The organism is Pseudomonas sp. MH9.2 (assembly GCF_034353875.1).
Lineage (GTDB): Bacteria > Pseudomonadota > Gammaproteobacteria > Pseudomonadales > Pseudomonadaceae > Aquipseudomonas.
Window position 1 is genome coordinate 1,864,615 of the sequence record NZ_CP133784.1, and the last position, 20,744, is coordinate 1,885,358.

General features: G+C 55.7%; 23 protein-coding genes and 2 pseudogenes. 7 read left to right on the top strand and 18 right to left on the bottom strand.

The features are described 5' to 3' along the window. Nucleotides 1-104 precede the first annotated feature (104 nt). Entirely contained in the window at nucleotides 105-545 is a 441-nt protein-coding gene (locus tag RHM55_RS08725) for a DNA-binding protein (RefSeq protein ID WP_322181155.1), read from the bottom strand. A 2-nt stretch (nucleotides 546-547) separates the two neighbouring features. After that, on the bottom strand, nucleotides 548-1,138 hold the full coding sequence (locus tag RHM55_RS08730; protein ID WP_322181158.1) for a nucleotidyltransferase domain-containing protein: 591 nt from the start codon (nucleotides 1,136-1,138) through the stop codon (nucleotides 548-550). A 150-nt stretch (nucleotides 1,139-1,288) separates the two neighbouring features. On the opposite strand from RHM55_RS08730, the gene RHM55_RS08735 reads away from it, so the two are divergent. Further along, nucleotides 1,289-2,209, top strand: coding sequence for a restriction endonuclease (locus RHM55_RS08735; protein WP_322181160.1), 921 nt, complete (start codon nucleotides 1,289-1,291; stop codon nucleotides 2,207-2,209). A gap of 351 nt (nucleotides 2,210-2,560) precedes the next feature. Here RHM55_RS08735 and RHM55_RS08740 read toward each other — a convergent pair whose 3' ends face one another. From RHM55_RS08740 to RHM55_RS08765, 6 genes and pseudogenes are all read right to left on the bottom strand, one after another. After that, nucleotides 2,561-3,760, bottom strand: a complete 1,200-nt coding sequence (locus RHM55_RS08740) for a hypothetical protein (protein WP_322181162.1) — start codon at nucleotides 3,758-3,760, stop codon at nucleotides 2,561-2,563. Between the two features lie 137 nt (nucleotides 3,761-3,897). After that, a complete protein-coding gene (locus tag RHM55_RS08745; protein ID WP_322181164.1) occupies nucleotides 3,898-4,269 on the bottom strand; it encodes a cupin domain-containing protein in 372 nt (123 codons plus the stop codon). Between the two features lie 207 nt (nucleotides 4,270-4,476). Further along, the gene (locus RHM55_RS08750; RefSeq protein ID WP_322181166.1) at nucleotides 4,477-5,184 is read right to left on the bottom strand and encodes a hypothetical protein; all 708 of its coding nucleotides are present in this window, start codon (nucleotides 5,182-5,184) and stop codon (nucleotides 4,477-4,479) included. Nucleotides 5,185-5,497: 313 nt separating this feature from the next. Continuing rightward, nucleotides 5,498-5,742: pseudogene (locus RHM55_RS08755) on the bottom strand (LuxR C-terminal-related transcriptional regulator). Between the two features lie 496 nt (nucleotides 5,743-6,238). Continuing rightward, nucleotides 6,239-6,709: a VOC family protein gene (locus RHM55_RS08760; RefSeq protein ID WP_322181168.1), complete on the bottom strand. Its 471-nt coding sequence runs from the start codon at nucleotides 6,707-6,709 to the stop codon at nucleotides 6,239-6,241. 209 nt (nucleotides 6,710-6,918) lie between these two features. Further along, the gene (locus RHM55_RS08765; RefSeq protein WP_322181170.1) at nucleotides 6,919-8,238 is read right to left on the bottom strand and encodes an MFS transporter; all 1,320 of its coding nucleotides are present in this window, start codon (nucleotides 8,236-8,238) and stop codon (nucleotides 6,919-6,921) included. Between the two features lie 1,938 nt (nucleotides 8,239-10,176). Here RHM55_RS08765 and RHM55_RS25875 point away from each other — a divergent pair. Beyond that, nucleotides 10,177-10,830: a methyl-accepting chemotaxis protein gene (locus RHM55_RS25875; protein WP_407074617.1), complete on the top strand. Its 654-nt coding sequence runs from the start codon at nucleotides 10,177-10,179 to the stop codon at nucleotides 10,828-10,830. 45 nt (nucleotides 10,831-10,875) lie between these two features. Here the strand turns inward: RHM55_RS25875 and RHM55_RS08775 are convergent, their stop codons facing one another. Then, complete coding sequence (locus RHM55_RS08775) at nucleotides 10,876-11,370, bottom strand: GNAT family N-acetyltransferase (RefSeq protein ID WP_322181174.1); 495 nt, start codon at nucleotides 11,368-11,370, stop codon at nucleotides 10,876-10,878. Nucleotides 11,371-11,572: 202 nt separating this feature from the next. On the opposite strand from RHM55_RS08775, the gene RHM55_RS08780 reads away from it, so the two are divergent. Continuing rightward, nucleotides 11,573-11,878, top strand: a complete 306-nt coding sequence (locus tag RHM55_RS08780) for a PepSY domain-containing protein (RefSeq protein WP_322181176.1) — start codon at nucleotides 11,573-11,575, stop codon at nucleotides 11,876-11,878. On the opposite strand, the pseudogene RHM55_RS08785 reads toward RHM55_RS08780, so the two are convergent. Continuing rightward, nucleotides 11,864-12,316: pseudogene (locus RHM55_RS08785) on the bottom strand (PQQ-dependent sugar dehydrogenase); the annotation flags it as partial. The gene RHM55_RS08780 and the pseudogene RHM55_RS08785 overlap by 15 nt on opposite strands. 63 nt (nucleotides 12,317-12,379) lie before the next feature. Next, nucleotides 12,380-12,745: a hypothetical protein gene (locus RHM55_RS08790; RefSeq protein WP_416152004.1), complete on the bottom strand. Its 366-nt coding sequence runs from the start codon at nucleotides 12,743-12,745 to the stop codon at nucleotides 12,380-12,382. Nucleotides 12,746-12,996: 251 nt separating this feature from the next. Here RHM55_RS08790 and RHM55_RS08795 point away from each other — a divergent pair, with 251 nt between their 5' ends. Then, the gene (locus RHM55_RS08795) at nucleotides 12,997-13,827 is read left to right on the top strand and encodes an AraC family transcriptional regulator (protein ID WP_322181179.1); all 831 of its coding nucleotides are present in this window, start codon (nucleotides 12,997-12,999) and stop codon (nucleotides 13,825-13,827) included. A gap of 6 nt (nucleotides 13,828-13,833) precedes the next feature. Here the strand turns inward: RHM55_RS08795 and RHM55_RS08800 are convergent, their stop codons facing one another. The 4 genes from RHM55_RS08800 to RHM55_RS08815 all read right to left on the bottom strand — a co-directional run bounded on the left by RHM55_RS08800 (nucleotide 13,834) and on the right by RHM55_RS08815 (nucleotide 16,201). Then, nucleotides 13,834-14,421, bottom strand: coding sequence for a LysE family translocator (locus RHM55_RS08800; protein WP_322181181.1), 588 nt, complete (start codon nucleotides 14,419-14,421; stop codon nucleotides 13,834-13,836). 197 nt (nucleotides 14,422-14,618) lie between these two features. After that, the gene (locus tag RHM55_RS08805; RefSeq protein WP_219064643.1) at nucleotides 14,619-15,056 is read right to left on the bottom strand and encodes a nucleoside deaminase; all 438 of its coding nucleotides are present in this window, start codon (nucleotides 15,054-15,056) and stop codon (nucleotides 14,619-14,621) included. An 87-nt stretch (nucleotides 15,057-15,143) separates the two neighbouring features. Further along, nucleotides 15,144-15,647, bottom strand: coding sequence for a hypothetical protein (locus RHM55_RS08810; RefSeq protein ID WP_322181183.1), 504 nt, complete (start codon nucleotides 15,645-15,647; stop codon nucleotides 15,144-15,146). Next, on the bottom strand, nucleotides 15,644-16,201 hold the full coding sequence (locus tag RHM55_RS08815; protein ID WP_322181185.1) for a GNAT family N-acetyltransferase: 558 nt from the start codon (nucleotides 16,199-16,201) through the stop codon (nucleotides 15,644-15,646). The genes RHM55_RS08810 and RHM55_RS08815 overlap by 4 nt, the downstream gene beginning before the upstream one ends. A gap of 463 nt (nucleotides 16,202-16,664) precedes the next feature. Between RHM55_RS08815 and RHM55_RS08820 the strand changes: the two genes are divergently transcribed. Then, nucleotides 16,665-17,084 (top strand): GNAT family N-acetyltransferase, encoded by a 420-nt coding sequence (locus RHM55_RS08820; protein WP_322181187.1) that lies wholly within the window; start codon nucleotides 16,665-16,667, stop codon nucleotides 17,082-17,084. Between the two features lie 111 nt (nucleotides 17,085-17,195). After that, nucleotides 17,196-18,065, top strand: coding sequence for a methyltransferase (locus tag RHM55_RS08825; protein ID WP_322181189.1), 870 nt, complete (start codon nucleotides 17,196-17,198; stop codon nucleotides 18,063-18,065). 20 nt (nucleotides 18,066-18,085) lie between these two features. Here RHM55_RS08825 and def read toward each other — a convergent pair whose 3' ends face one another. The 3 genes from def to RHM55_RS08840 all read right to left on the bottom strand — a co-directional run bounded on the left by def (nucleotide 18,086) and on the right by RHM55_RS08840 (nucleotide 20,070). Beyond that, nucleotides 18,086-18,625 carry a peptide deformylase gene (gene def, locus RHM55_RS08830; RefSeq protein ID WP_219064638.1) on the bottom strand — a complete coding sequence of 180 codons (540 nt, stop codon included), beginning with the start codon at nucleotides 18,623-18,625 and terminating at the stop codon, nucleotides 18,086-18,088. Between the two features lie 47 nt (nucleotides 18,626-18,672). Next, nucleotides 18,673-19,632: a YihY/virulence factor BrkB family protein gene (locus RHM55_RS08835; RefSeq protein ID WP_322181192.1), complete on the bottom strand. Its 960-nt coding sequence runs from the start codon at nucleotides 19,630-19,632 to the stop codon at nucleotides 18,673-18,675. Between the two features lie 246 nt (nucleotides 19,633-19,878). Continuing rightward, nucleotides 19,879-20,070 carry a CsbD family protein gene (locus RHM55_RS08840; protein WP_322181194.1) on the bottom strand — a complete coding sequence of 64 codons (192 nt, stop codon included), beginning with the start codon at nucleotides 20,068-20,070 and terminating at the stop codon, nucleotides 19,879-19,881. A gap of 257 nt (nucleotides 20,071-20,327) precedes the next feature. Between RHM55_RS08840 and RHM55_RS08845 the strand changes: the two genes are divergently transcribed. Beyond that, nucleotides 20,328-20,708, top strand: a complete 381-nt coding sequence (locus RHM55_RS08845) for a hypothetical protein (RefSeq protein ID WP_322181196.1) — start codon at nucleotides 20,328-20,330, stop codon at nucleotides 20,706-20,708. Nucleotides 20,709-20,744: the final 36 nt, after the last annotated feature.

A 20,744-nucleotide genomic window follows, 5' to 3' on the forward strand; every position in this document is an offset into this window, starting at 1 on the left:
AAGTCATGGCTAAAAACCACCTCACTCGGCGATCTCTTCACCATCGCTGGCGAAGTCCCATGATGGGTGGACACAGTGATTGCTCAATCCATGCAACACGCCACTCACCCAACCAAATGTCGTTTGTTAGCGTTCAGCCAATGCTCAACCTGGACTAGCAAAGCCCGAGCATGAGCGATTGCTTCCAGCGCCATGCTTTCACTAACCGGATCTCCAGAGTAGTCACTGACATTGCGCTGCTTGCGAAGACCATCCAGGACGATCATGGTTTTCGCATCCAGACCAATAGTCAGAGGCAAGCTCTGGATCATCGTCTGATGATGTCCGGGCTTGCTCGTCAACGTTCGATACCCATTGGCCTGCAGAGCCGAGTTGGCAGCTTGCATGATGGCTTTGTACGCCATGTCGAAACGACCTTCGCTACTCATGTTCGTCAACTGAGCATCTGCCAGGCTGCGCCGTGCCGCATCCATCAAGCGGCTGATGCTCGCGGCATCAGGCTCGACCTTCTCCAGTGACAGTCCCAACAAATTCGCCAACGTCATCATTACGCCTCATCAACCACCAGATCTTGCTGATGCCCAATCACAAATAGCTTTGGCTTGCTCAACACGTCCCGCACAAACGCGCCCTTCTCTTCTATTAGGCGGCGCCATTCACTGATCGAGTACTGCTTGGGATTAATCTCCCTGCCGAGCGCCTCCTGAAGCGGATAGAGGTGGGTAATCAAGTCGCTAAACCTTGCGTCACCGATAACCATCAGATCGATGTCACTGCTTGAACCCGCTTTGCCGCTGGCCATGGAGCCGAATACAAAAGCCACCTTGATAGAATCTGCCAGCGGTTCCAGCGCTTCTGCCAGCGACTGAATCCAACCCTCCGTTTTGCGAAGGATACTGGCTAACTCTTCGAAAACCGGACATTCCAGATTGGCTTTGTATTGCACTTGGTTACCGACACGCATTTTTTCTAGCAAACCCGCTTCCACCATCTTGGCTAGCTCACGACTCAGGGTGCCTGAAATGGTATCGGTGAGACGGGCAATCTCACGTTGGTGATAACGTTCGTCGGGGTGGAGCAACAACAACGCCAGCACCTTTCTGCGGTAATCGGAAAATAGAAACGTACTCAGCGACATGGCAACGCCCTTATATGCTGCTTTTAAGGCAGCAATTGAAGCCTAAAAAGCAGCAATATTCAAGCATTGCAGGACGAGACAGATCGCACTCCGTAGACACCGAATCACCCTGCACGCATCTTCAGATGGCCTTTCAATATCAGCGAAGTCATGGCTAAAAAAACCTCCCCTTTCGAAGACCTCTTTTACATCGCCAGCAAACTCCCATGGTGGGTCAGTGCAATGATCGCCATCGCGTCAGGTGTGTATCTGCATTCGATCGCCATCGCCCAGACACCGATCTATTCGGGCATGCAGCACCTGGATTCAATGATCTTCAACACCGCCTTCAAAACTTTCGCCACCTTCGGCCAGTACCTGGTCCCGCTGATTTTTCTCGGCGGTGCTGCGGCGTCGGTGTTCGGTCGACGTAAACGGCGTCGGTTGCTGGCGGCGGTCGCGATGCCGGGTGGCAAGACGCTTGAAGGCATTACCTGGCAGCAGTTCGAGCTGTTGGTGGGTGAGGCGTTGCGGCATCAGGGCTTTAGCGTTCAGGAAACCGGTGGTAACGGGCCGGATGGCGGGGTCGATTTGGTTGCTCGCAAGGACGGAGAAAAGTACCTGGTGCAATGCAAGCAATGGCGCTCGCTGCAGGTTGGCGTGCCGACGGTTCGTGAGCTGTATGGGGCGATGGCGGCAGAGGGTGCGACGGGCGGATTTGTGATCACCAGCGGCCGCTTTACTGGGCCAGCGAAGCAGTTCGCTTCGGGACGGAACCTGCGGCTGGTGGATGGGGAGCTGCTGAACCAATGGATCGCAGCGACCAAGCGCCCAGGGCCGCGGCCTACTTCGGCTGTCGTAGAGGAACAGGTGGAGCCGGTCATTGTTCCTGAAGTTGCCAAAGCGCCCCCGGTTGCTGAGCCATCGGCCAAACCATCCCCAGCTAAACCGGTAGCGCCTGCTTGCCCTCATTGCAGGAAGCCGATGGTAATCAGAGTCGCCCGAAGTGGCGCTAATGCGGGGGGTGACTTCTGGGGGTGTTCTTCATATCCAGGGTGTAAGGGTATTCGTCCTATATTCCGGCCTCTGTAAGATGGCTCTTGTTAAACAACTTATAAGCAATTGAAATTATTGGATTCACCACCGCAGGAAGGTCCTTCAGCCCTTATTCGCAGACAAGTCAGCTCCTACCTGGGCCCGGCTTGCTGCGCGACAGTCCTATCAAACAATCGATAACCATCTGAAATAGCACATTATTCGTAGGAGCTGACTTGTCTGCGAATAAGCCCGGCCCGGGCTTCCGTCAGGTTTGGGTTTGACCCTGCAGCCATGATCACCTGCTGGCGGGTGTTGGATCGAGGTGCGGCAGGTGGTCCGCGCTGGATGGTCTTCGCAGACAAGTCAGCTCCCACGAGAATCGAGACCTCGTTTGCTGCGCGAGCCTTAGTCCGGTAAATCCAGCGCCATGCCACCGGGGTGTTGTTTGATTTCGCTGTAAGGCACCACCGACCACTCCGGACTTTCGCAGGCGCGCATCACGCGGGCGAAGGATGGGCCGAAATACAGGCCGCCGGGTTTGAAGTACCAGGCCGGGAAGCTCCAGATGCTCGGATCGCTATAGTTGCAGTCTTCGTCTTTTGTCGCCGGTTTTTTCATTTTTTCCGGGGCGGAGATTTTTAGCTGACTCACGATCCAGGGCGCGAACTGTTTGTTGCGGTAATTAGAGAAGGTGTCAAAACTCACGCTGGATGTGCCTTTCCCGTTAGCCTCCTCTCGATCATCGTAATGGAAGGCTTTGCCTTTACCGATCCAGAGCACGTCTTCCATCGATAGCGATTTACCCGTGTTCACATCGACACTGATTGGCGAGTCGCCGAAGTCCGGATGTGCACCGCCACAGTTATAGCGAGTGAAGATATTCACGCTGACGATGCCGGGCGACAGCAGCTCGGGAGTGACTGTTTGCTGAAAGTCCGCGCCGAAGCGGCTGCCCTGGAGCAGGCAGGCGTGGTAACTGACCACTTCATTCCACAGACGGGCGCGCAGTTGTTGATTGATGCGATCACGCTGCTCCGGTGTGTAGCCCGAGGTAATCTCGAACAATGAGAGTCTGGATTCCGGTTCCGTCCACCATTGCAGGGTGTAGCCCATGAAGGTCTGCATCCTGTCCGGCTTTAGCGGCAAGCCTTGCAGGCGCAGGTAATCATAGGGCGACTGTTGATAGATCGTCTGCCAACCCGCCTCAACACCTTTGGACGGTGGCGGTACTTGTGTTTCGGTCAGTTTAACCGTGAGGGTTTTACCCCCAGGCCCCCTCCATTCACCTTGCCAGTCTGATTGTGCCCCTTGATGCAGGAGCAGCTCGGGGAGAGCGTTACCACTGTTATCGTCCAGGCCCTCCTCGAGGGTGAGCTCCTTCCCGCTCAAGACGCCGCTGAGCGGCAAGTCGTTGTGGTGTTTCTCGTAGAAGTACCGACCGCTGACCACCATCGGATCGCTCAGATCCAGCTCCAGCACAATCGGCATATTGCCCAGTGTGCCGGTGAAGACGTGCAGGGATTCACTGGCGTGAAGGGTGAATGGCAGGAATGCACAGAGGAGAAAGGCGTACGCAGGACCGGAGCTGAACAATCCTTTGGTCATGAGGCAATCCTTTAGCAAAGGGATAGACGATCCACGAACTCTAGATACAAAGCTCATTTCGTGCCCGAACAATCGCAAAAGGGGCTGACTCATTGATCATCAATGAGCCGCCCCTTTTACCCTCGTTTCGAACAAGATCAAACCTTCCTGGCGTAGTTGGTTGCACCAAACCAGTCGACCAGCACGACCGTTTCGTTGCCAACGACCCAGGCATCATGGCCTTGGGGTAACGAGGTGATGTCTCCTGGCCCGGCGATAAACTCTGTACCGTCATCCATGCGAATGGCGATTCTGCCCGTGACGTGGTACTGGAAGTGCGGCGCCTGGCAGCTGGCTGTTTTGGCCAGAGGCTTGATGTCATTTGACCAGCGCCAACCGGGTTCGAAGGTATATCGGCCCACTTCTGCGTCACCGATTTTGAGGATTTCAGCTTTGCCGTGACCAAACTCGCGGACTTCATCGGGTTTGGAGAAGGACTTGTGTTCGGTTTTTTGCTCGTGAGTGTGCATGACAGGGTTCCTTGATCGAGTGACTGGATAACCCCAAGCCCCGGAGCCTATGTTCTGGCAGCTACAAGGCTTAGGGTTCGCCCCCAATAAAGTACCTAATCAGTTTAGTACCGAATTCTGCCCCCCCCATTGATTGATCTTCCGACCGGTGACGTTCGGTTGGCATTGGCTGACGTGCGTTTGGCGATCGGCGTCGGTTGAATGCGTTCATCCGCGTGCACCCAGGCTTACCAGCAGACTTTCGGGTGTTTGTTCAGCAAAAATCACACTCAGTGGTTTGCCCAGAGTCAACTTGCCGTAAAGCTGCTCCTCACGATCCAGATAGCGTTGCTGCACGTCTCTATAGCCTTCCGGATAAATGCTCTGCTCTACCGGCAGCAAAGCGTCGAAATGTTCAAGCAGGCCTTTAAAGACCACCCTTCGCTCAACCGTTTCATGGGTTGTCGCGATCAAGCGGGCGAAAAACTGGCCATCGAAGGTCCTGAGTTCCTCACTTGCGGCATAACGCTCAGCAAGGTTATAGGGGCCCAAATCGTCATAAACGATACAGCACAGCGGAGCCCTTGGCAGGTCGGCGAAAGGGTTCTCGCCAGACGCTCGACGCTGGTGGCAACCCAGTGCAAATTCCAGCGCTTTTTCAGCCAGCATCAGCCGCGTTGGATCAGAGCTTTCAGGCAGTATTTGAAGGTAGGGCGCCTGCCGCCCCTGCTCAGCCACCTGGATGGAAAAAGCGGCCAAAATACCTCGCGGACCCACGATTCTTCCTTGCAGGTCCTGCAGTTCAGGTTTCGACAACCTCGCCTGCCGTGCGGCCAACTGCGAACAGTCCATTGGCAAACACTCATCGATATTGCAGAAGTCGATCCATTGCGGGGTATGGACGATTGCATCAGCCGCGGTCATGGAAAAATTCACGAGTGTTACTCCACTTGTTATTAACGAAGACATCCTGCTTTTGTATTTTTTTTTGCACTCACTCATTACCCCACTACTGCCGGCCAGCAATGAAACGCCTCAGCCCCTGCGAGTAGATGAGTCAATGCGTGTTCAATACCCGCCACTATCGTTAGCCGACAACGTGAGTATTAACGTTTATTCAAGACAGCCGAACGCCCGTCAAGACAAACGCAATCCAGACAATAAACTGACAACTAATATTGACGACCGCTAATAGCAGCGAGCAGTGCTCAGATCGGCACAACGGCCCATACGGACTCAGAGATTAGTATTATGAACACACTGACTTCACACACAATCCTACAGATGTAGGGGGTCATGTTTATTTTGAATTTTTCTGGACATATACTCCACCATCAACGCAGCGCGGGTCTTGACTCCATTTTTTTTCAGCAGAGACGAGACATGATCACGAGCGGTATAGCCACTGATACCAAGGGCCTCAGCGATTTGCTTGTTGGTTTTACCGCGCAGCAGAAGGGACAGGACATCACGTTCTCTCCGTGTTACCCGCATAGGTTTCGAGCCTTTTATTATTGAGCATCTGACACACACAGACAGAAAGCTTGTTGCTGCCTCCTTTCCTGACCTTAAACAGTAAGTCGGCACATCGACCCATTTATTTAGAATGTTTTCACGCAAATAAATATCAGGCATATTTTTATGATTGTTCGCTACAGCACTAGGCACTTAAAGAATATTCCTACAATAAAACAGGACCTAGCACGTAGGCCAGATACTAAAGCCGCACATAAAATCCGCGCAAAAAAATCCTCATCGATCATTTACCTATTCAGGCAAATGATCGATGCACGAAAGCATTTCGACATCAGTTGTATAGACAGGCAGAATAAACTTCAAGAATGATAATTACAATCATCTGTTACAAATAACGCTGTAACAAAACAGTACTTCCATTGTCGAACATAGCGGTTTGACGAGGCATGGCACAGACCAGCACGCCGAGCTGACGGGGGTCAGACTGGCGACGTGCTGATTATTGCGGAGACCGTCAGGCCTGCATTTGTTTGAAGGCCACTTCGGCACGTCTGCCGATTTGTTCGGGCGTCAGGTCTTCCTTGTGGGTAGCGATGAACCACAAGTGCCCAAAAGGATCTCTCACAGCGCCAGAACGGTCACCGTAAAACTGATCCTTGACCTCACTCACGACCGTGGCCCCGGCGTCGACGGCGCGCTTGAATTGCGTGTCGACGTCGGGCACATACAGGTACATGCCAAATGAAGTTTTACTCATCGGATCGGCGCTGTTGAACCCGCCCTGATCACATGGATCGGCGAGCATCAGCCTGGAATCGCCGATCTGAATGTCGGCGTGCCCGACTTTACCGTCCGGGTTGTTGAGGTGGAAATTCTCAGTGGCGCCAAATGCCTTTTTGTAAAACTCGATGGCCTTGGCTGCATCTTTGACGCCCATGTACACGGTCAGGCTATGGAAGCCCTCCGGGATTGCTTTGACGCTCATGTCCATTCTCCTTTTTACGAAGATAGGTACGGCTTACAAAGACAGGTACGCCGGTTGGTCAACTGAAGACCAGGTCCGTTCGTTGCGGCAGATCAAACGCAGTTGGCCGTCCTTAAGGCGGGCCTGTCGTTCGAGGCGGTTTCTGCCCCACGACGTCGCTGCTCACTGCTGCTTTATTCTATGACGCATTCGGTTGCCTCGAAAGGTCCTCAGCGTGCGGCTCTTACCGCCATGACACCATCAACCTCGACGCCGCGCTGCAGGCCGAAAAAAGTCGCCGTCAGCACACCCACGCCCCCCATGATTGCGCAATAGCCTACGCATACCCAAGGGCTCCACGGCATTAGCGCGATCAATATCAACGGCGTGGTGCTGGCCCAGAGTGCGTAGGCGATGTTGTAGGTGAACGAAATACCCGACACACGGATATGCGCCGGGAACAGCCCGACCATCACCGACGGCACCACACCGACGATGCCGCAGGACAACCCCGCGATGGCATAGGCAAGACCGGGTGAGAGCCAGCCGCCGATCAGGCTGGCATACAACAACGCGATCCCCAGCGGCAACAGCAGGCTGTACAGCACCACGCCGCGCCAGGCGCCAAAACGATCCACTACCAGACCGGCCAGGACGCAGCCAATGTTCAGAAAAACAATCCCCAGTGCGCTCAGGGCGAACGTGTGGCTGGCGGTCATGCCGAATCGTTGCTGCATCACTGTCGGGGTGATCACCACCAGCACCACGACTGCAGAGGTCAGCACGCATGTCAGCAACGCCGCTGGTAATAATGCCTGGCGATGTTCGCGCAGCACCGCTCGCAACGGAAACTCGGGCTGGGCTTCACGCTGTGCCTGCAGGGCCATGAACACCGGGGTTTCGCTCAACCAGCGCCGAAGCCAGACACCCACCACGCCAAACACACCGCCCAGCAGAAACGGAATGCGCCAGGCGTAATCGAGAATTTCCGCAGGGCTGAACACCTGCGCCAGCCAGGTCGCCGTCAGCGCGCCCAGCAAATAGCCAAACGTCAGCCCGGCTTGTAGCACGCCCAACGCATAGCCACGATGACCTCTGGGCGCATGCTCGGCGACGAACACCCAGGCGCTCGGGACCTCTCCACCCACTGCGGCGCCTTGCAGGATACGCAGGGCCAACAGAATCAGCGGCGCCCAGTAACCTATCTGGGCATAGGTCGGCATCACCCCGATCAGCAGGCACGGGAGTGCCATCAACAAAATGCTCAGGCTGAACACGCGCTTGCGGCCCAATCGGTCAGCGAAGTGCGCCATCAGGATGCCGCCCAGCGGCCGAGCCAGATAACCGGTGACGAAAATGCCGAAGCTTTGCAGCAAGCGCAGCCATTCAGGCATGTCTGGCGGAAAAAACAGCTGACTCAAGGTCAGCGCGAAGAACACAAAGATGATGAAGTCATAGATTTCCAGCGCCCCACCGAGCGCCGCAAGGCCCAAGGTTGTGTAGTCAACCCGGGACAGCGGCTGGAGGCGTGGTCGAATAATGGCTGTCATGAGCAATCCAAAACGTGAAGTGATTAAGGCTCGACCGTCACGACAGGTCGCTCCATTGAAACTGTCACGCGACGCTTTTCGCCCGGACGCTGGACGCGAAGCATAGCAAAGCGCACTTGATTGGCAGCACATACACGGCGCAAATGATGGCGCCGTCCCAGGAAGGCCCGGCGCGTCAAGCCATTCGCGGCCACCAAGATGTCCCCGACACAGGAGTCTACATGCTCGATTGCGCTCTCTGATGGGCACCCATATCAGAAAACGCACTTCTATAGAGCATAAAAACGACACTTAAATAGGGTAAACCGCCAAAAAACGACTGATATGCCTGCATTTTTTGTGAAAACCGCACTTATTACAGGGAATGGCTCGGTCCTTGCCTGTTCACCCGTATCTTTGATGCCGTTGTTTAAGGAGTCCGGCATGACCCTGCACAGTGATTCAATGCAGCTATCCACCGCTGAAAAGCATTGGCTGCCCTGGTTCGGCAAGACAGGAAAACTGGCCATGAGGCGCTCCTGTCGTATGAACAAGTCCATTTACTCTGTGATCGAAGGCACGTTCGAATCGATCGCCGAAACCCGCGTCAAATTGCTCCAGCATTGGGCTCAAGAGTATTGGGAACACTTGAGCGAACTGAGCACCAACGTCGCACGCGACCTTACCCGGATCGATGCCTCGGTACTGGTGGAGAAGCTCAGCCAGGCGTCGGACTTTTCCGAGCTCTTTGTCGTCGATATTCAGGGCGAGGTGCTTGCCTCGACATGGCCAGCGCATTGCAACGCCAAGGATCTGGACCCTCGTGCGCTGGCAGAAGGCCTGAAAAAGCCATTCTTGCACGGTCCATACAGCGATCCGCTGACCTTGAAAATTGGTCCGTCGTCCTCACGCTTCCATGACGAAGTTACCCTGATGTTCTATCAGCCGCTCTTGCTCGATGGCAAAGTGCTGGGCTGCCTGTGCGGGCGGGTACCCAACGATGTGCTTGGGGATTTGATCCAGCGCGAAGCCGGGCATATCTACCCTGAGTCTGGCGATAACTACCTGTTCATGGTCAAGGCCGGCTTCGACCGCGCCCTGCAACCCGGCATCGCACTGTCACGCTCGCGCTTCGAAGACAACGCATTTACCCACGGGGAAAACCTCAAGACCGGCGTGCACACCGCTTGGGGCTCGGTGAAGATCCAGCGTCACACCGAGCTCGAATTGCGTTTTATCGATCCTGCCACTCAACAATTGCACCCCGGCGTGCGCGAAACCATTCGCACCGGCTCCAACCTGTTCGTCACCTATCCCGGCTATTCCGACTACCGGCACATCCCGGTGATTGGCAAGGGCGTGACCTTCCAGCTGCCCGGCTCGGCGGATCACTGGGGCATGATGTGTGAGGCCGACCTGGAGGAAGTCTATCGGCGTCGTTCTCTGAGCTACGGCCTGATGAAACCCTATCTGGCAACCATGGGTGGCCTGTTCACCTGCAATTATCTGGTCCAGCATTACAGCGGCCTGGGTCAGTTGCAGATCGACGGCATCGAGATATTCAGCATGGCGATCACCGCCCTGCTGTTCTCATCATTCGGGCCTAAACGCCTGGCGGTGCGCCTGAGCGACATGACGCAAGTGATCCGCACCATCGCCGAGGGCGAAGGCAACCTGCGTCAGCGCCTTGATACCGAGAAGATGGCCAACGACGAAACCGGTGACATGGGCCGCTGGATCAACAGTTTCATCGACAATCTGGATGCGGTGGTCGGTCAGGTGATCCACGCCTCCAAAAGCATGGGCAAGACTAATGCACTGATGCTCGGCAGCAGCCAGGAAGCCGGTTTTACCTCCACCGAAGTGGCTGAAGCGGTAAACCGCATGATGCTGATCGTCGAGGGGCAACTGAGTGAAATCAACCAGGCGTCATTGACGGCCGAGCAGATGAAGCAGGCCATGGACGACGTGGTTCGACGTGCCCGCGAGCAGTTTGAGGCGGTCCGCGTGGGCACCCAGTCGATTCGCGACGTGGTCGAGCGCTCGGCTTCCAGTGTGCAGTTGCTCGACAGCCGAATGTCGCAGATCAGCCAGATCGTCGGCCTGATCACCAACATCACCAATCAGACCAACCTGCTGGCGCTCAATGCCGCCATCGAAGCCGCTCGCGCCGGTGAACACGGTCGTGGTTTTGCGGTAGTCGCCGATGAAGTACGCAGCCTGGCAATCCGTACCGCCAGTGCCGCCGATGACATTAAACACATGGTCGAGGGGCTGCAAAGCGAAACCCAACAAGCCGTGGCCTTCATGGAGAGCGGCGTGCAGGACGTCGACAACCACCTGCGAACCACCGAAGACGCTTCATCGGAAAACGCTCAGCTGCACCATGAGGTTGAAAGCATGATCAGCATCATCCAGCAGCTCAGCGACCGCAGCCTGGATTATGGCAAGACCATCAAGCGCGTGGACCTGGCCTCAGGCGAGATGCGCCAGACCGTAGTTGTGTTGCAAAGCAGCGCGGAAACCGTACGCCTGAATGCCAACAAACTGCAAAAGCTGGTGGGCCAGTTTGAAGTCAGCAGCGGGCGGGAGAGAAGCGCTTTGGCTTCGTAGATATACGGCCTCACTGATGCTTCGACAAGGACGTCGTCCCCTCAGTTACCGCCCAGGCGTAACTGCCGACTCTGGCAGCACCTTCTCCATGTACAGACTGCGCAAGATGATGCCGCTGGGATGAACGTATTCCTCGTCCCTCATCGCGATAAACCCGGCCGCCTGATAGAACGCAACAGCATTCAGCGAGGAAAACAGATATACGCGCCTGAATGCGTGTTGCAACGCCAGTGCTTCGATGCCCTGCAGCAAGTGTTTGCCGATGCCTTTTCCGCTGTGGTCCGGGTCGACGAAGATGGCATCGACTTCGCCGGTTTGCAGGTCGAGGATCGCATAGCCCCGCAGTTGGCCGTCCTCTTCGGCGATCAACGCGCCTTGGCTGGCAATCAGTCGGAGGTACGTCTCTGGCGCGGTCGTCGCACTCCAGATATCGATCTGTGCCGGCGAGTAATGGCCCGCGCAACTGACCCGCACCGCGCGGGTTCTGAGCGCCCACAGGCGCGGTATATCGTCGATGAATGCCGGTTTGAGTTCGATCATTGCCTTGTTCACACACCCTGTCGAGAAGTTGTTCAACTGCGTTTGGCTCGACGTGCGGCCGCTTGCCCTTGCACGGAAAGATCCCTGTCACCGTCGTCATGGCACAACGGTATTTCCAGCGAACCGGAGACAATTAAGCCTGAATTAAGTCTGAGTGGTTACTCTGGACTCAACCAAACAGTTGAACCCAAAGGAAAATCCAATGAAAACCTTGAATGCCATGTTCGCCATCCTCGCCCTGACGGGTGTCGCGGGCCTCGCACAGGCGGATATCGGGCCCGATGAAATCGTTCGCCTGCACAAGGCTGGCACCGTAATGGACTTCGAAGTGTTGAACAAAGCAGCGCTGGTCAAACACCCTGGCGCAACCCTGCACAGTACCGAACTGGAAAACTCCTACGGTCGCTACATCTACCAAACCGAAATGCTCGACGCTAAAGGCGTCAAATGGGATGTAGACCTGGACGCCAAGACGGGTGAAGTACTGAAAGACAAGCAAGATACCTGAGTGAGCATCATTGTTGCCCGGCCAACTTTCGAATTGCGGACGAATCAACGTCTCTGCCGCCAGCGCCCCTATAAACAGATTGTGGTTCCAAGGCTTGAAGCGATTGGAATCGTAGAACGCCATGCCGCTGATGGCTGGGGACTTTTCCCATACATGGCTGGGCGCCACGGTGCCTTCGACGGTTTTGCCCTTGGCCTCCGGCGCTCTGCCGTCAGGGAAGATATGCACGACCTTGCCTTGCAGCTTGTCCAGATCCTGAGCCGTCGGGCGGTTGTTGTTTTCGCCCAAGGTGATGAACAGATAGCCATCGCGGTCGAAGACCATGCGCGAGCCGAAGTGATTACCCGTCGACAGTTTCGGTTCCTGACGGAAAATCACGTTGAAGTTCTCCAGCCCGCTCATGTCGAGGGAGAGCCGGCCACGACCTACAGTCGTGCCGCCAGCAGGCTGAACAAGGCACTGGCACAGAGTGTCGCGATCAATGTTTCCGTCGCACGCAGTTCAATTCAGGTCCCCGCGCTGGATTTTCGTGGCGCCCCCGGACGGTTGCTGGCGGTTCGGATAGCCATTGCGGATGCCACCGTTCTCTAGAGTGGGGGGGCGCGGATTGGGGACCGTGTTTGGCCCGCGTACCGGAGGAGTACTGGATTCCGTGCCTTGCCGACTATTGGGATTGGCGCGACGGATAGGGCTGTTATAGGGGTTATTTTTGCTGTTCTCGAGCATACCCGGTGAACTGGCACCCGCGAGCATCAGGTCACGATCCATAGGGGCTGAAGCGGTTTGGGAGTGGGCCATGCTGGTCATGCCCATCCCCAGAAACCCACTCAGCGTCAGTGTTGCAATACTGCGCACTAGACTATTCATCGCTTACCTTCTGTTCGAAACGGTCACGACACAGACGTTTGATAACCGTTGCGTCTCTAGGTTCGTCCTCAAACTGCAAACAGATCAACCTATGCGGGAATCAGTGTGTAACAACAATAGTCTGCGCCACTGCACGGCTCCTATTCCAGTGGCAAAGCGTTCCTGTCATGCGCCGATTTGACTGAATGCGGTTACAGTGATCGGCACGGATTCTGATCCTGTCAGCCCGAGATGAAGGAGTGGTGGCAATCATGGAAAAAACAGCCGAACAAGAGGTCACAGGCCCACAGTTTTGGCGCGATGAATACCTGCCATTCATCGAAGCCCGGTCGATTCAGGATGGGCGGCAGATCTGCTATGACCGACACGCCCATGAAACTTTTTCCATCGGCGCGGTTACAGGCGGGCGCAGCACGTACCTGAACGGGCGCTCGCAGGAGCGCATCGGAGCCGGAGTGGTAGTGCTCATGAACCCAGACGATGTTCATGCCTGCAATCCGCTGGATGATCATCCGTGGTCTTATCGAATGATGTACGTGGATGTTGCTTGGCTGACGCGCCTTCAACATGAACTGGGCTTTAGCGAAAATCAGGACTTCAGAGCGTTTTCGGCGATCATGAGCACGGAGCCTGCGCTATATGACGGGCTCAATCGCCTGTATGCGATGCTCATCGACGCCCAAACCGATACGTTGCATAAGCACACTGCCGTTATCGAGTTTTTCACCCATGTACAGCAGACACTCAACCCTGCTCCGGCCTTGGCCAAAGATGCCAACTTCAAACTTAAACGTGCTGCGGACTTCATCAGCGAGCACTGCACGCGATCATTGAGTCTGGAAGAAATCTGCGCGTCGGCTGACTTGTCGGCCTCCTACCTGATCCGCGCGTTCAAGCAGCACTACGGCATGACGCCACATGCATACCTGATAAACCGCCGCCTGCAATTTGGCCGCGCACAGCTCAAACGGGGTCATCGGATTGCGGATGTCGCCCTTGAGGCGGGCTTTGCCGATCAGGCGCATTTTCAGCGGGCATTCAAGCGCTTCCATGCCGCCACGCCACGCCAATACCGAGGCTGACGGGGGTCAAGCGACCAGCAGGTACACGGCGCTGCCGGCCAACAACAATGCCATCGCACGATTAAACACACGAACCCGCGCCGGCACCTGTAGATAGCTGCGCAGGCAGGTGCCCGCATAAGCCCAGCAGGCAATCGAGCCGTAGCAAACCACGAAGTACACCCCCGCAAACTGCCAGATCAACAGGTCTGCGCCATTGGCCGCATACGCTCCCATGCCTGCCAGCGATGCCAGCCACGCCTTGGGATTGAGCCACTGCATCGCTGCCCCGTATAAAAATGACGGGCCCTTGACCTGCTTCCCGGCGCCCAACGTGCCGTTATCCACCGCTAGCTTGTAAGCCAGGAACAACAGAAAAGCCACGCCCGCCCACTGGATGACCTGGGTCAGGAACGGCCAATGGCTAGACAGTTCATGCAACCCCAACCCAATCATCAACAGCAACACCGTGAAGCCCACAGTCGCACCACTCACATGCGGCAGACTGGCACGAAAGCCGAACTGCGCACCGGAACTCAATGCCACTATGTTCACTGGCCCTGGCGAAATAGAAGACGCCAACGCGAACGCGGCCATGGATATAAGCATGCTCATTTAATACCTTCATTTTTTACGGCGTTTTTTGAGATAGCCGTACGAAGGTAAAGACTGAGCGCCCTCGGTTATTGAACAAAATAACCCTGTGTCGCGATCAATACGGCAGCTGAGCGCGGGCTTGCCTGCGAAAAGGCACTTTTTCAGAGAGCCATGACACTCACTTGCCTATGTTTTTTATCTAATGCATGGCGGGCTTATTCGCCGATGTCTTCGTTCCACAACTCAGGCTTGCTGGCGATAAAGCCGCGCATCAACTCGATGCAGGTGTGATCCTGGACCACATCGACCTCCACGCCTCTGGAGCGCAACAATGCTTCCTCACCCATGAACGTCTGATTTTCGCCCACCACGATTTTTTGAATGCCATACAGCAGGATCGCGCCGCTGCACATCGCACACGGCGACAACGTGGTGTAAAGCACGGACTCTTTATACGTGCGCGCCGGTAAACGACCCGCGTTTTCGAACGCGTCCATTTCCCCGTGCTTGATCGCACTGCCCTCCTGTACTCGCCGATTGTGCCCACGGCCAATGATCTGGCCCTTGTGCACAATCACCGAACCAATCGGAATCCCGCCCTCGGCCAACCCCAGTTGAGCCTCTTCAATCGCCGCTTGCATGAATGGGTCCATGATTCCCCCTGCTGTTGACCAGATAAAAAGAACAGATCCGACCACCGCGGCTCACCGACAGTTTGCCGGTGCGTGATGGTCTGAACGCTAATGACTGACGGTGTCCTGCGCATCAAGCAGTGCTTTGGAGACGAAGGTCTCAAGCAGTTCGTCAGACTTTGCTTTCATGCTCATTCCGACATCCTTCTGTCTGGCGCGGAATTTATTGGCCAGCGCAGACGAAGGGCTTCCTTCATTCAGCTCGCGCAGTTCGTCAGGAGTGAAGGACTCCGCATAAGCGGCGGCCATGTTGCTGTTCCACTGCTCCTGGTAACGCGGCTGAAGGTGCTGCAACGCATCCTGGACCGTGGTTTGCGCCTGGGTCTTGCCCACCTTCTGCACAAGGGTTGCAAAGGCCACGGTGCGCGAGGCGACCTGATAACCGAGCCAGGCAAGGCTGTCGCCCAAGTGGCGCTGCTGAACGAATGCCAGCGCGACATCATTGCCCTGTCCGGCCAGCGCACTGCGCGGGCCTGCCAGCAACACAAGGATCAGCAACCCAAGGATCACATTGCATGCCGTCTGCGAAAACGATGTGCGGTATTTCGTCATGTCGCCCTCTTGGCAACAGCACTGGGTGAGTTCCAGTCCGGCAGCGTCATCCGATAGATCTTGACCCCGCGCCGATGGTATTGGCTGTGGATGAACGTGTTGAAGCCTAGCTTCTCAATCACATTCACCGACGCGATATTTTCCGGCTCGACAATCGCGATCACCGAATCGATGCTCAGCGTTTCGAACGCGTAAGTCAGGGTGGCCATGGCCGCCTCCGTCGCCAAACCCTTGCCCCAGAAAGCACGGCCCAACCGATAGCCGATTTCCACTTCCTCGGCACCTTCCACGGGTTCGGCATTCAGACCGCAGAATCCGACAAACGCCGATGAACACTTCTCGACCACCGCCCACGGACCGAAGTCATTGGCCTGATATGAAAAAAAACACCCGGCCACGAACTCACGCGTCGCCTTCTCGGTCAACACACCCCTGACCGAATGCCGCATAACCTGTGCATCACCCAAAATCAACGCGAGGGCGGGCACATCCTCGGCCGTCAACTCGCGGATAATCAGTCTGTCGGTTTCTAAATGCAGTCCTGTCCTGCCCATTTGTGCCTCGTTGTCGCACGCATGGGGTGGATTTACGCACATCATCCAGCCCTTATGCGAGCGCTTCGCACCGAGCCGGGTGCGACGCGACCTAATGGCTGAGCGTCTGGTTGAAGGCGTCGACGGGGAAATCGACTTTAGGGAAGAGTCGCAGATAAAAACGGAGCCTGATAAGGCTCCGCAGGATTGGATCAATGACCAAAAGCACCGGCATCGGATTTTTTGGCTTTTTTATCAGCGCGTTTTTCATCGAGGGTTTTAGCCGGTTTCTTCTTCGCGGCTTTCTTTGATTCCATGCCTTTGCTCATGATGCGCTCTCCACTGTGAGTGATCTTGCCTCAGTTATACACCTAATCGGATGCCACACTGGTACCGATTGCCGCGCGCTATGATGCGCTGCCCGTAAGGCCGTCTTTATAGATTAGGCCTTCTTTGATTTGTTGCCGCCGTGCTATCGAGCCTCATGTCCGCCACTCAGTTCTACGTGTTGTCCGAGCTGTCCAGACCACTGCTGGACAAGTTCTATCGAGCACACAAGTCACCGATGCGTGCTGGCAAAGACGCGCAATTGTGGGTGGCGAAACAGACTGAAATCATCGGGGCAATGTGCCTGACGCCGGTCGCCAACGGGCATTGGCTGACCGGTTTGTTCGTCGCCCCCTTATTGCGCGGCCAAGCCATCGCCAGTCGCTTGCTCGGCGAAGCCTTGACGCACACTCGCGGACCGGTCTGGTTGTTTTGCCATCCGGAGTTGTTGGCTTTTTATCAGCGCGCAGGGTTCGAAGCGATATCTGTCTTGCCAGAACCGTTGTCAGATCGATTCGAGCGCTACACTCGCACCAAGGCCTTGATAGCGATGAGCCGATCAAACCTCCAGCCATAGAACCTTTAGTTCAGTGGCATGCGCAAAAATGTGTGATCGCAGGGGGTAAATCTGCGTGGTAGCCTCCGAGCTGGATGGGCTCGAGTCGGGCCTGGACGACAAGGACTGGTAATGAAACGTCAGCTTATCGCTTACTCCCTCACCACCCTGCTCGGGACCGCTCTGGTCCAGGCCGCCGAAAACCCTGCAACCACACACCCTGAAACACTGCCCGCGCTTGCTTTCGCCGTCACGGCAGAGCAGTTTTCCAGGGTGTTATCGGGGGCATGGAGATCACCGGAAAATCGTGCAAGGGATCAATATCGTCATCCGCAACAAACCCTGCAATTCTTCGGTGTGCGCCCCAATCAGACCCTGATTGAAATTACCCCCGGCAACGGCTGGTACAGCGAGCTGCTGGCGCCGTTGCTCAAGGACGAAGGTCATTACATTGCAGCTGTACAGACACCTGCCAGCGGCGATTATTACCGTAAGGCCGCCGACAGCCTGAAACAGAAGTTCGCCGCCGATCCAGCGCGCTATGGCAAGGCGCAGATCATTGAGTTCGACCCGCAAGCACCGGTCTTCGGCAAACCGGCGTCTGCGGATACTGTGCTGACGTTCCGTAATGTGCATAACTGGGTGATGGCTGACGACGCGCCAGCGATGTTCAAGGCGTTTTACGCGGTACTGAAACCGGGCGGTACCTTGGGTGTGGTCGATCATCGGGCCAAAGAAGGAGCCTCACTGGAGGCCATCAAACAGAGCGGCTATCTGCCCACCACGTACGTGGTCAAGCTGGCCACCGAAGCCGGGTTCACCCTAGCGGACGAAAGCGAAATCAACGCCAACCCAGCAGATACCAAGGACTACCCACAAGGGGTATGGACCCTGCCACCGTCCTTGAGATTGGGAGAACAGGACCGGGCCAGGTACCTGGAAATTGGCGAGTCGGACCGAATGACTCTGCGCTTCATCAAGCCGGTCCAGATCGCCCACTAAACATTCGCCTACCCGCAGACTCACTCGTCCGCGTCGGGGTCCATGTCCGGAAACAGCACTTCAGTGTAACCAAACTTACTGAAGTCGCTGATCCGCGAGGGGTACAACCGGCCGATCAGGTGATCACATTCATGCTGCACTACGCGGGCATGAAAGCCATGAGCAATGCGCTGAATCGGGTTGCCATCCGGATCGAAACCTTCGTAACGAATATGCTCGTAACGCTCCACAGCGCCGCGTAAACCCGGTACTGACAGACACCCTTCCCAGTCCTCTTCCAGGAATGGGCTGAGGGGTGTGATCAACGGATTGAGCAGAATGGTTTGCGGCACGGCATCCGCTTCCGGGTAACGCTCGCTGTGCTCGAAACCGAAGATCACCAATTGCAGATCGATACCAATTTGCGGTGCCGCCAGACCTACTCCGCCGACGCTGTCCATGGTCTCGAACATGTCTGCAATCAAGGCCTCAAGTTCCGGCGTACCGAACAGGGCTTCAGGTACCGGGGGCGCGATTCGCAGCAAGCGCTCGTCGCCCATTTTCAGAATTTCTCGAATCATAAAAAGCCTTATAGGTCAGCCAAGGGCACAATCGTGCCACATCATGCTCATGATTCGTCAGCCTTCACAGGCATCGGGATGGAATGATCACGCCCGAGCCCGGAGATGTGATGCTTGTCATCAGGCTGATGGCTAGCGCCGAATGCTTTGTCCCCCGGATTCTTGCCCTCGGCGGACATGTGTTCGATCACCGCATTCATTTCCGCGCCGAGCAACAGCACCGCCGCCGAAATATAGAAATACAGCAACAGCACAATGATCGCGCCGATGCTGCCGTACATGGCGTTGTAATCGGCAAACGTTTTCACGTAATAACCAAAGCCCAGAGAGGCCACAATCCAAACCACCACGGCCAGGACCGAACCGGGAGTAATGAAGCGAAACTTCTGCTCCACATCAGGCATGACGTAGTAAATCAACGCCACCGCCACCATCAACAACATGATGATCAAGGGCCAACGCAGGACGGTCCACAAGGTGACGATAAAGTCCTCCATGCCGATCTGCCCGGCCAGCCAGTTCATCACTTGCGGTCCGGTGACCATGAACGCAGCGGCGGCCAGCAACATTCCGGCAATACCCACGGTGTAGAGAATCGACAGAGGGAAACGCTTCCAGATTGGCCGCCCTTCCACCACATCGTAGGCGGCGTTCATGGCACTCATCATCAAGCGCACACCCGCCGAGGCGGTCCATAGCGCGATAACGATACCGACCGACAGCAACCCGCCCTTGGACTGCTGCAACTGATCAATCACTGGATTAACCTGCTCAAGCGCCTGTGGCGGCAACACCAGTTCCGATTGCAGGCGCAGCCAGGAGAAAAAGTCCGGCAGGTGCAGAAAGCCGATCAGGGCGATGAGAAACAACAGAAACGGAAAAAGCGAAAACAGCATTTGATACGCTAATGCCGACGCATAGGTCGACATTTCATCATTAATGAACTCGTTGACGGTATGCACCATCACCTTACCCAATGGAAGCTGGCGCAACTCCGGAAAAATCATCGTATCTCCTTACCCTACAACTCAAGCCGACTTCATTGATCGATAGGTGGGCGCTTCAACTGCTCAGCCTTTCTGTCCACAGGCAGGCGTTCTACCTTAAGGTAGCCCAATTGGCGACGCCAAAGAGGTATCAATCCTTTTCCGGTTATTCGGCCCATTACTCAAGCCCTGTAAACAGCGTGATCAGATAGAGCAACGGCCATCAAAAGATGACCGTTGCGATTCACTGCTAGCTCACTTACATACTCAGATTTTATCGACACCCTTTTTCACCGCATCCTTTGCTTTGCCTACGGCTTCCTGGGCTTTACCTTTGATTTCCTGGGCCTTGCCTTCAGTCCTGAGTTTCGGGTTGTCAGTGGCTTTGCCAATGCCTTGCTTGACGTTACCCACTGCTTCGTTGGTCATGCCTTTGATTTTATCGCCACTGCTGCTCATGGTGTTTCTCCAGGGTAGGAAAATAAGCGTCATAACCTCGACATAAGGATTGACCCACCTCCGTCGCGCAGAGTTTCAAAAAATTTCCCAGTCGGTCTTTCCGTTCGTCGCAGACTCAATGCTCTAAAACCCGGCCATTTCACCGCGTAATGCAGGTTTAACTTTAAGTTTGCGCGACAACCCCCGAGAATGCGCAACGCAGTCAGGCTGTGGTGGTCAAGGCCACCGCGCTGTACACACAGATCCACAGGAACGTTATGAAACTCGATAAAAAGCTGGCCATCGCTCGTAGGAACCAGGAACTCGGCGGTGCCGTGCTCGGTGTCAACAACACCCATTTCACGGTGCTGAACACCAACAAGAACATCTGGTGGTTTGACCTGCCCATGAGCCGCCTGAAGATCGGTCAATACGAGTGGGTGCACTTGCTACTGCACACACCGAGCACCGATGAACTGCTGCACTTGAAAGTGCCAACGGTGTATCTGCGCGATCATATGGAAGGCCTGGTGGTCCGCAACAAGGACAAACGCAACTCGAGCCTCAGCCTGGAACTGAGCGCCGACAAGGACTCGTTCCTTAAAGACGTTCGCCCTGCGGGTGCCAATGTGCCGTTCGCGTCCTTCGTGCAGAAATAGGCCCCACGAGACATCCCTGTGAGATTGAGCCGACGG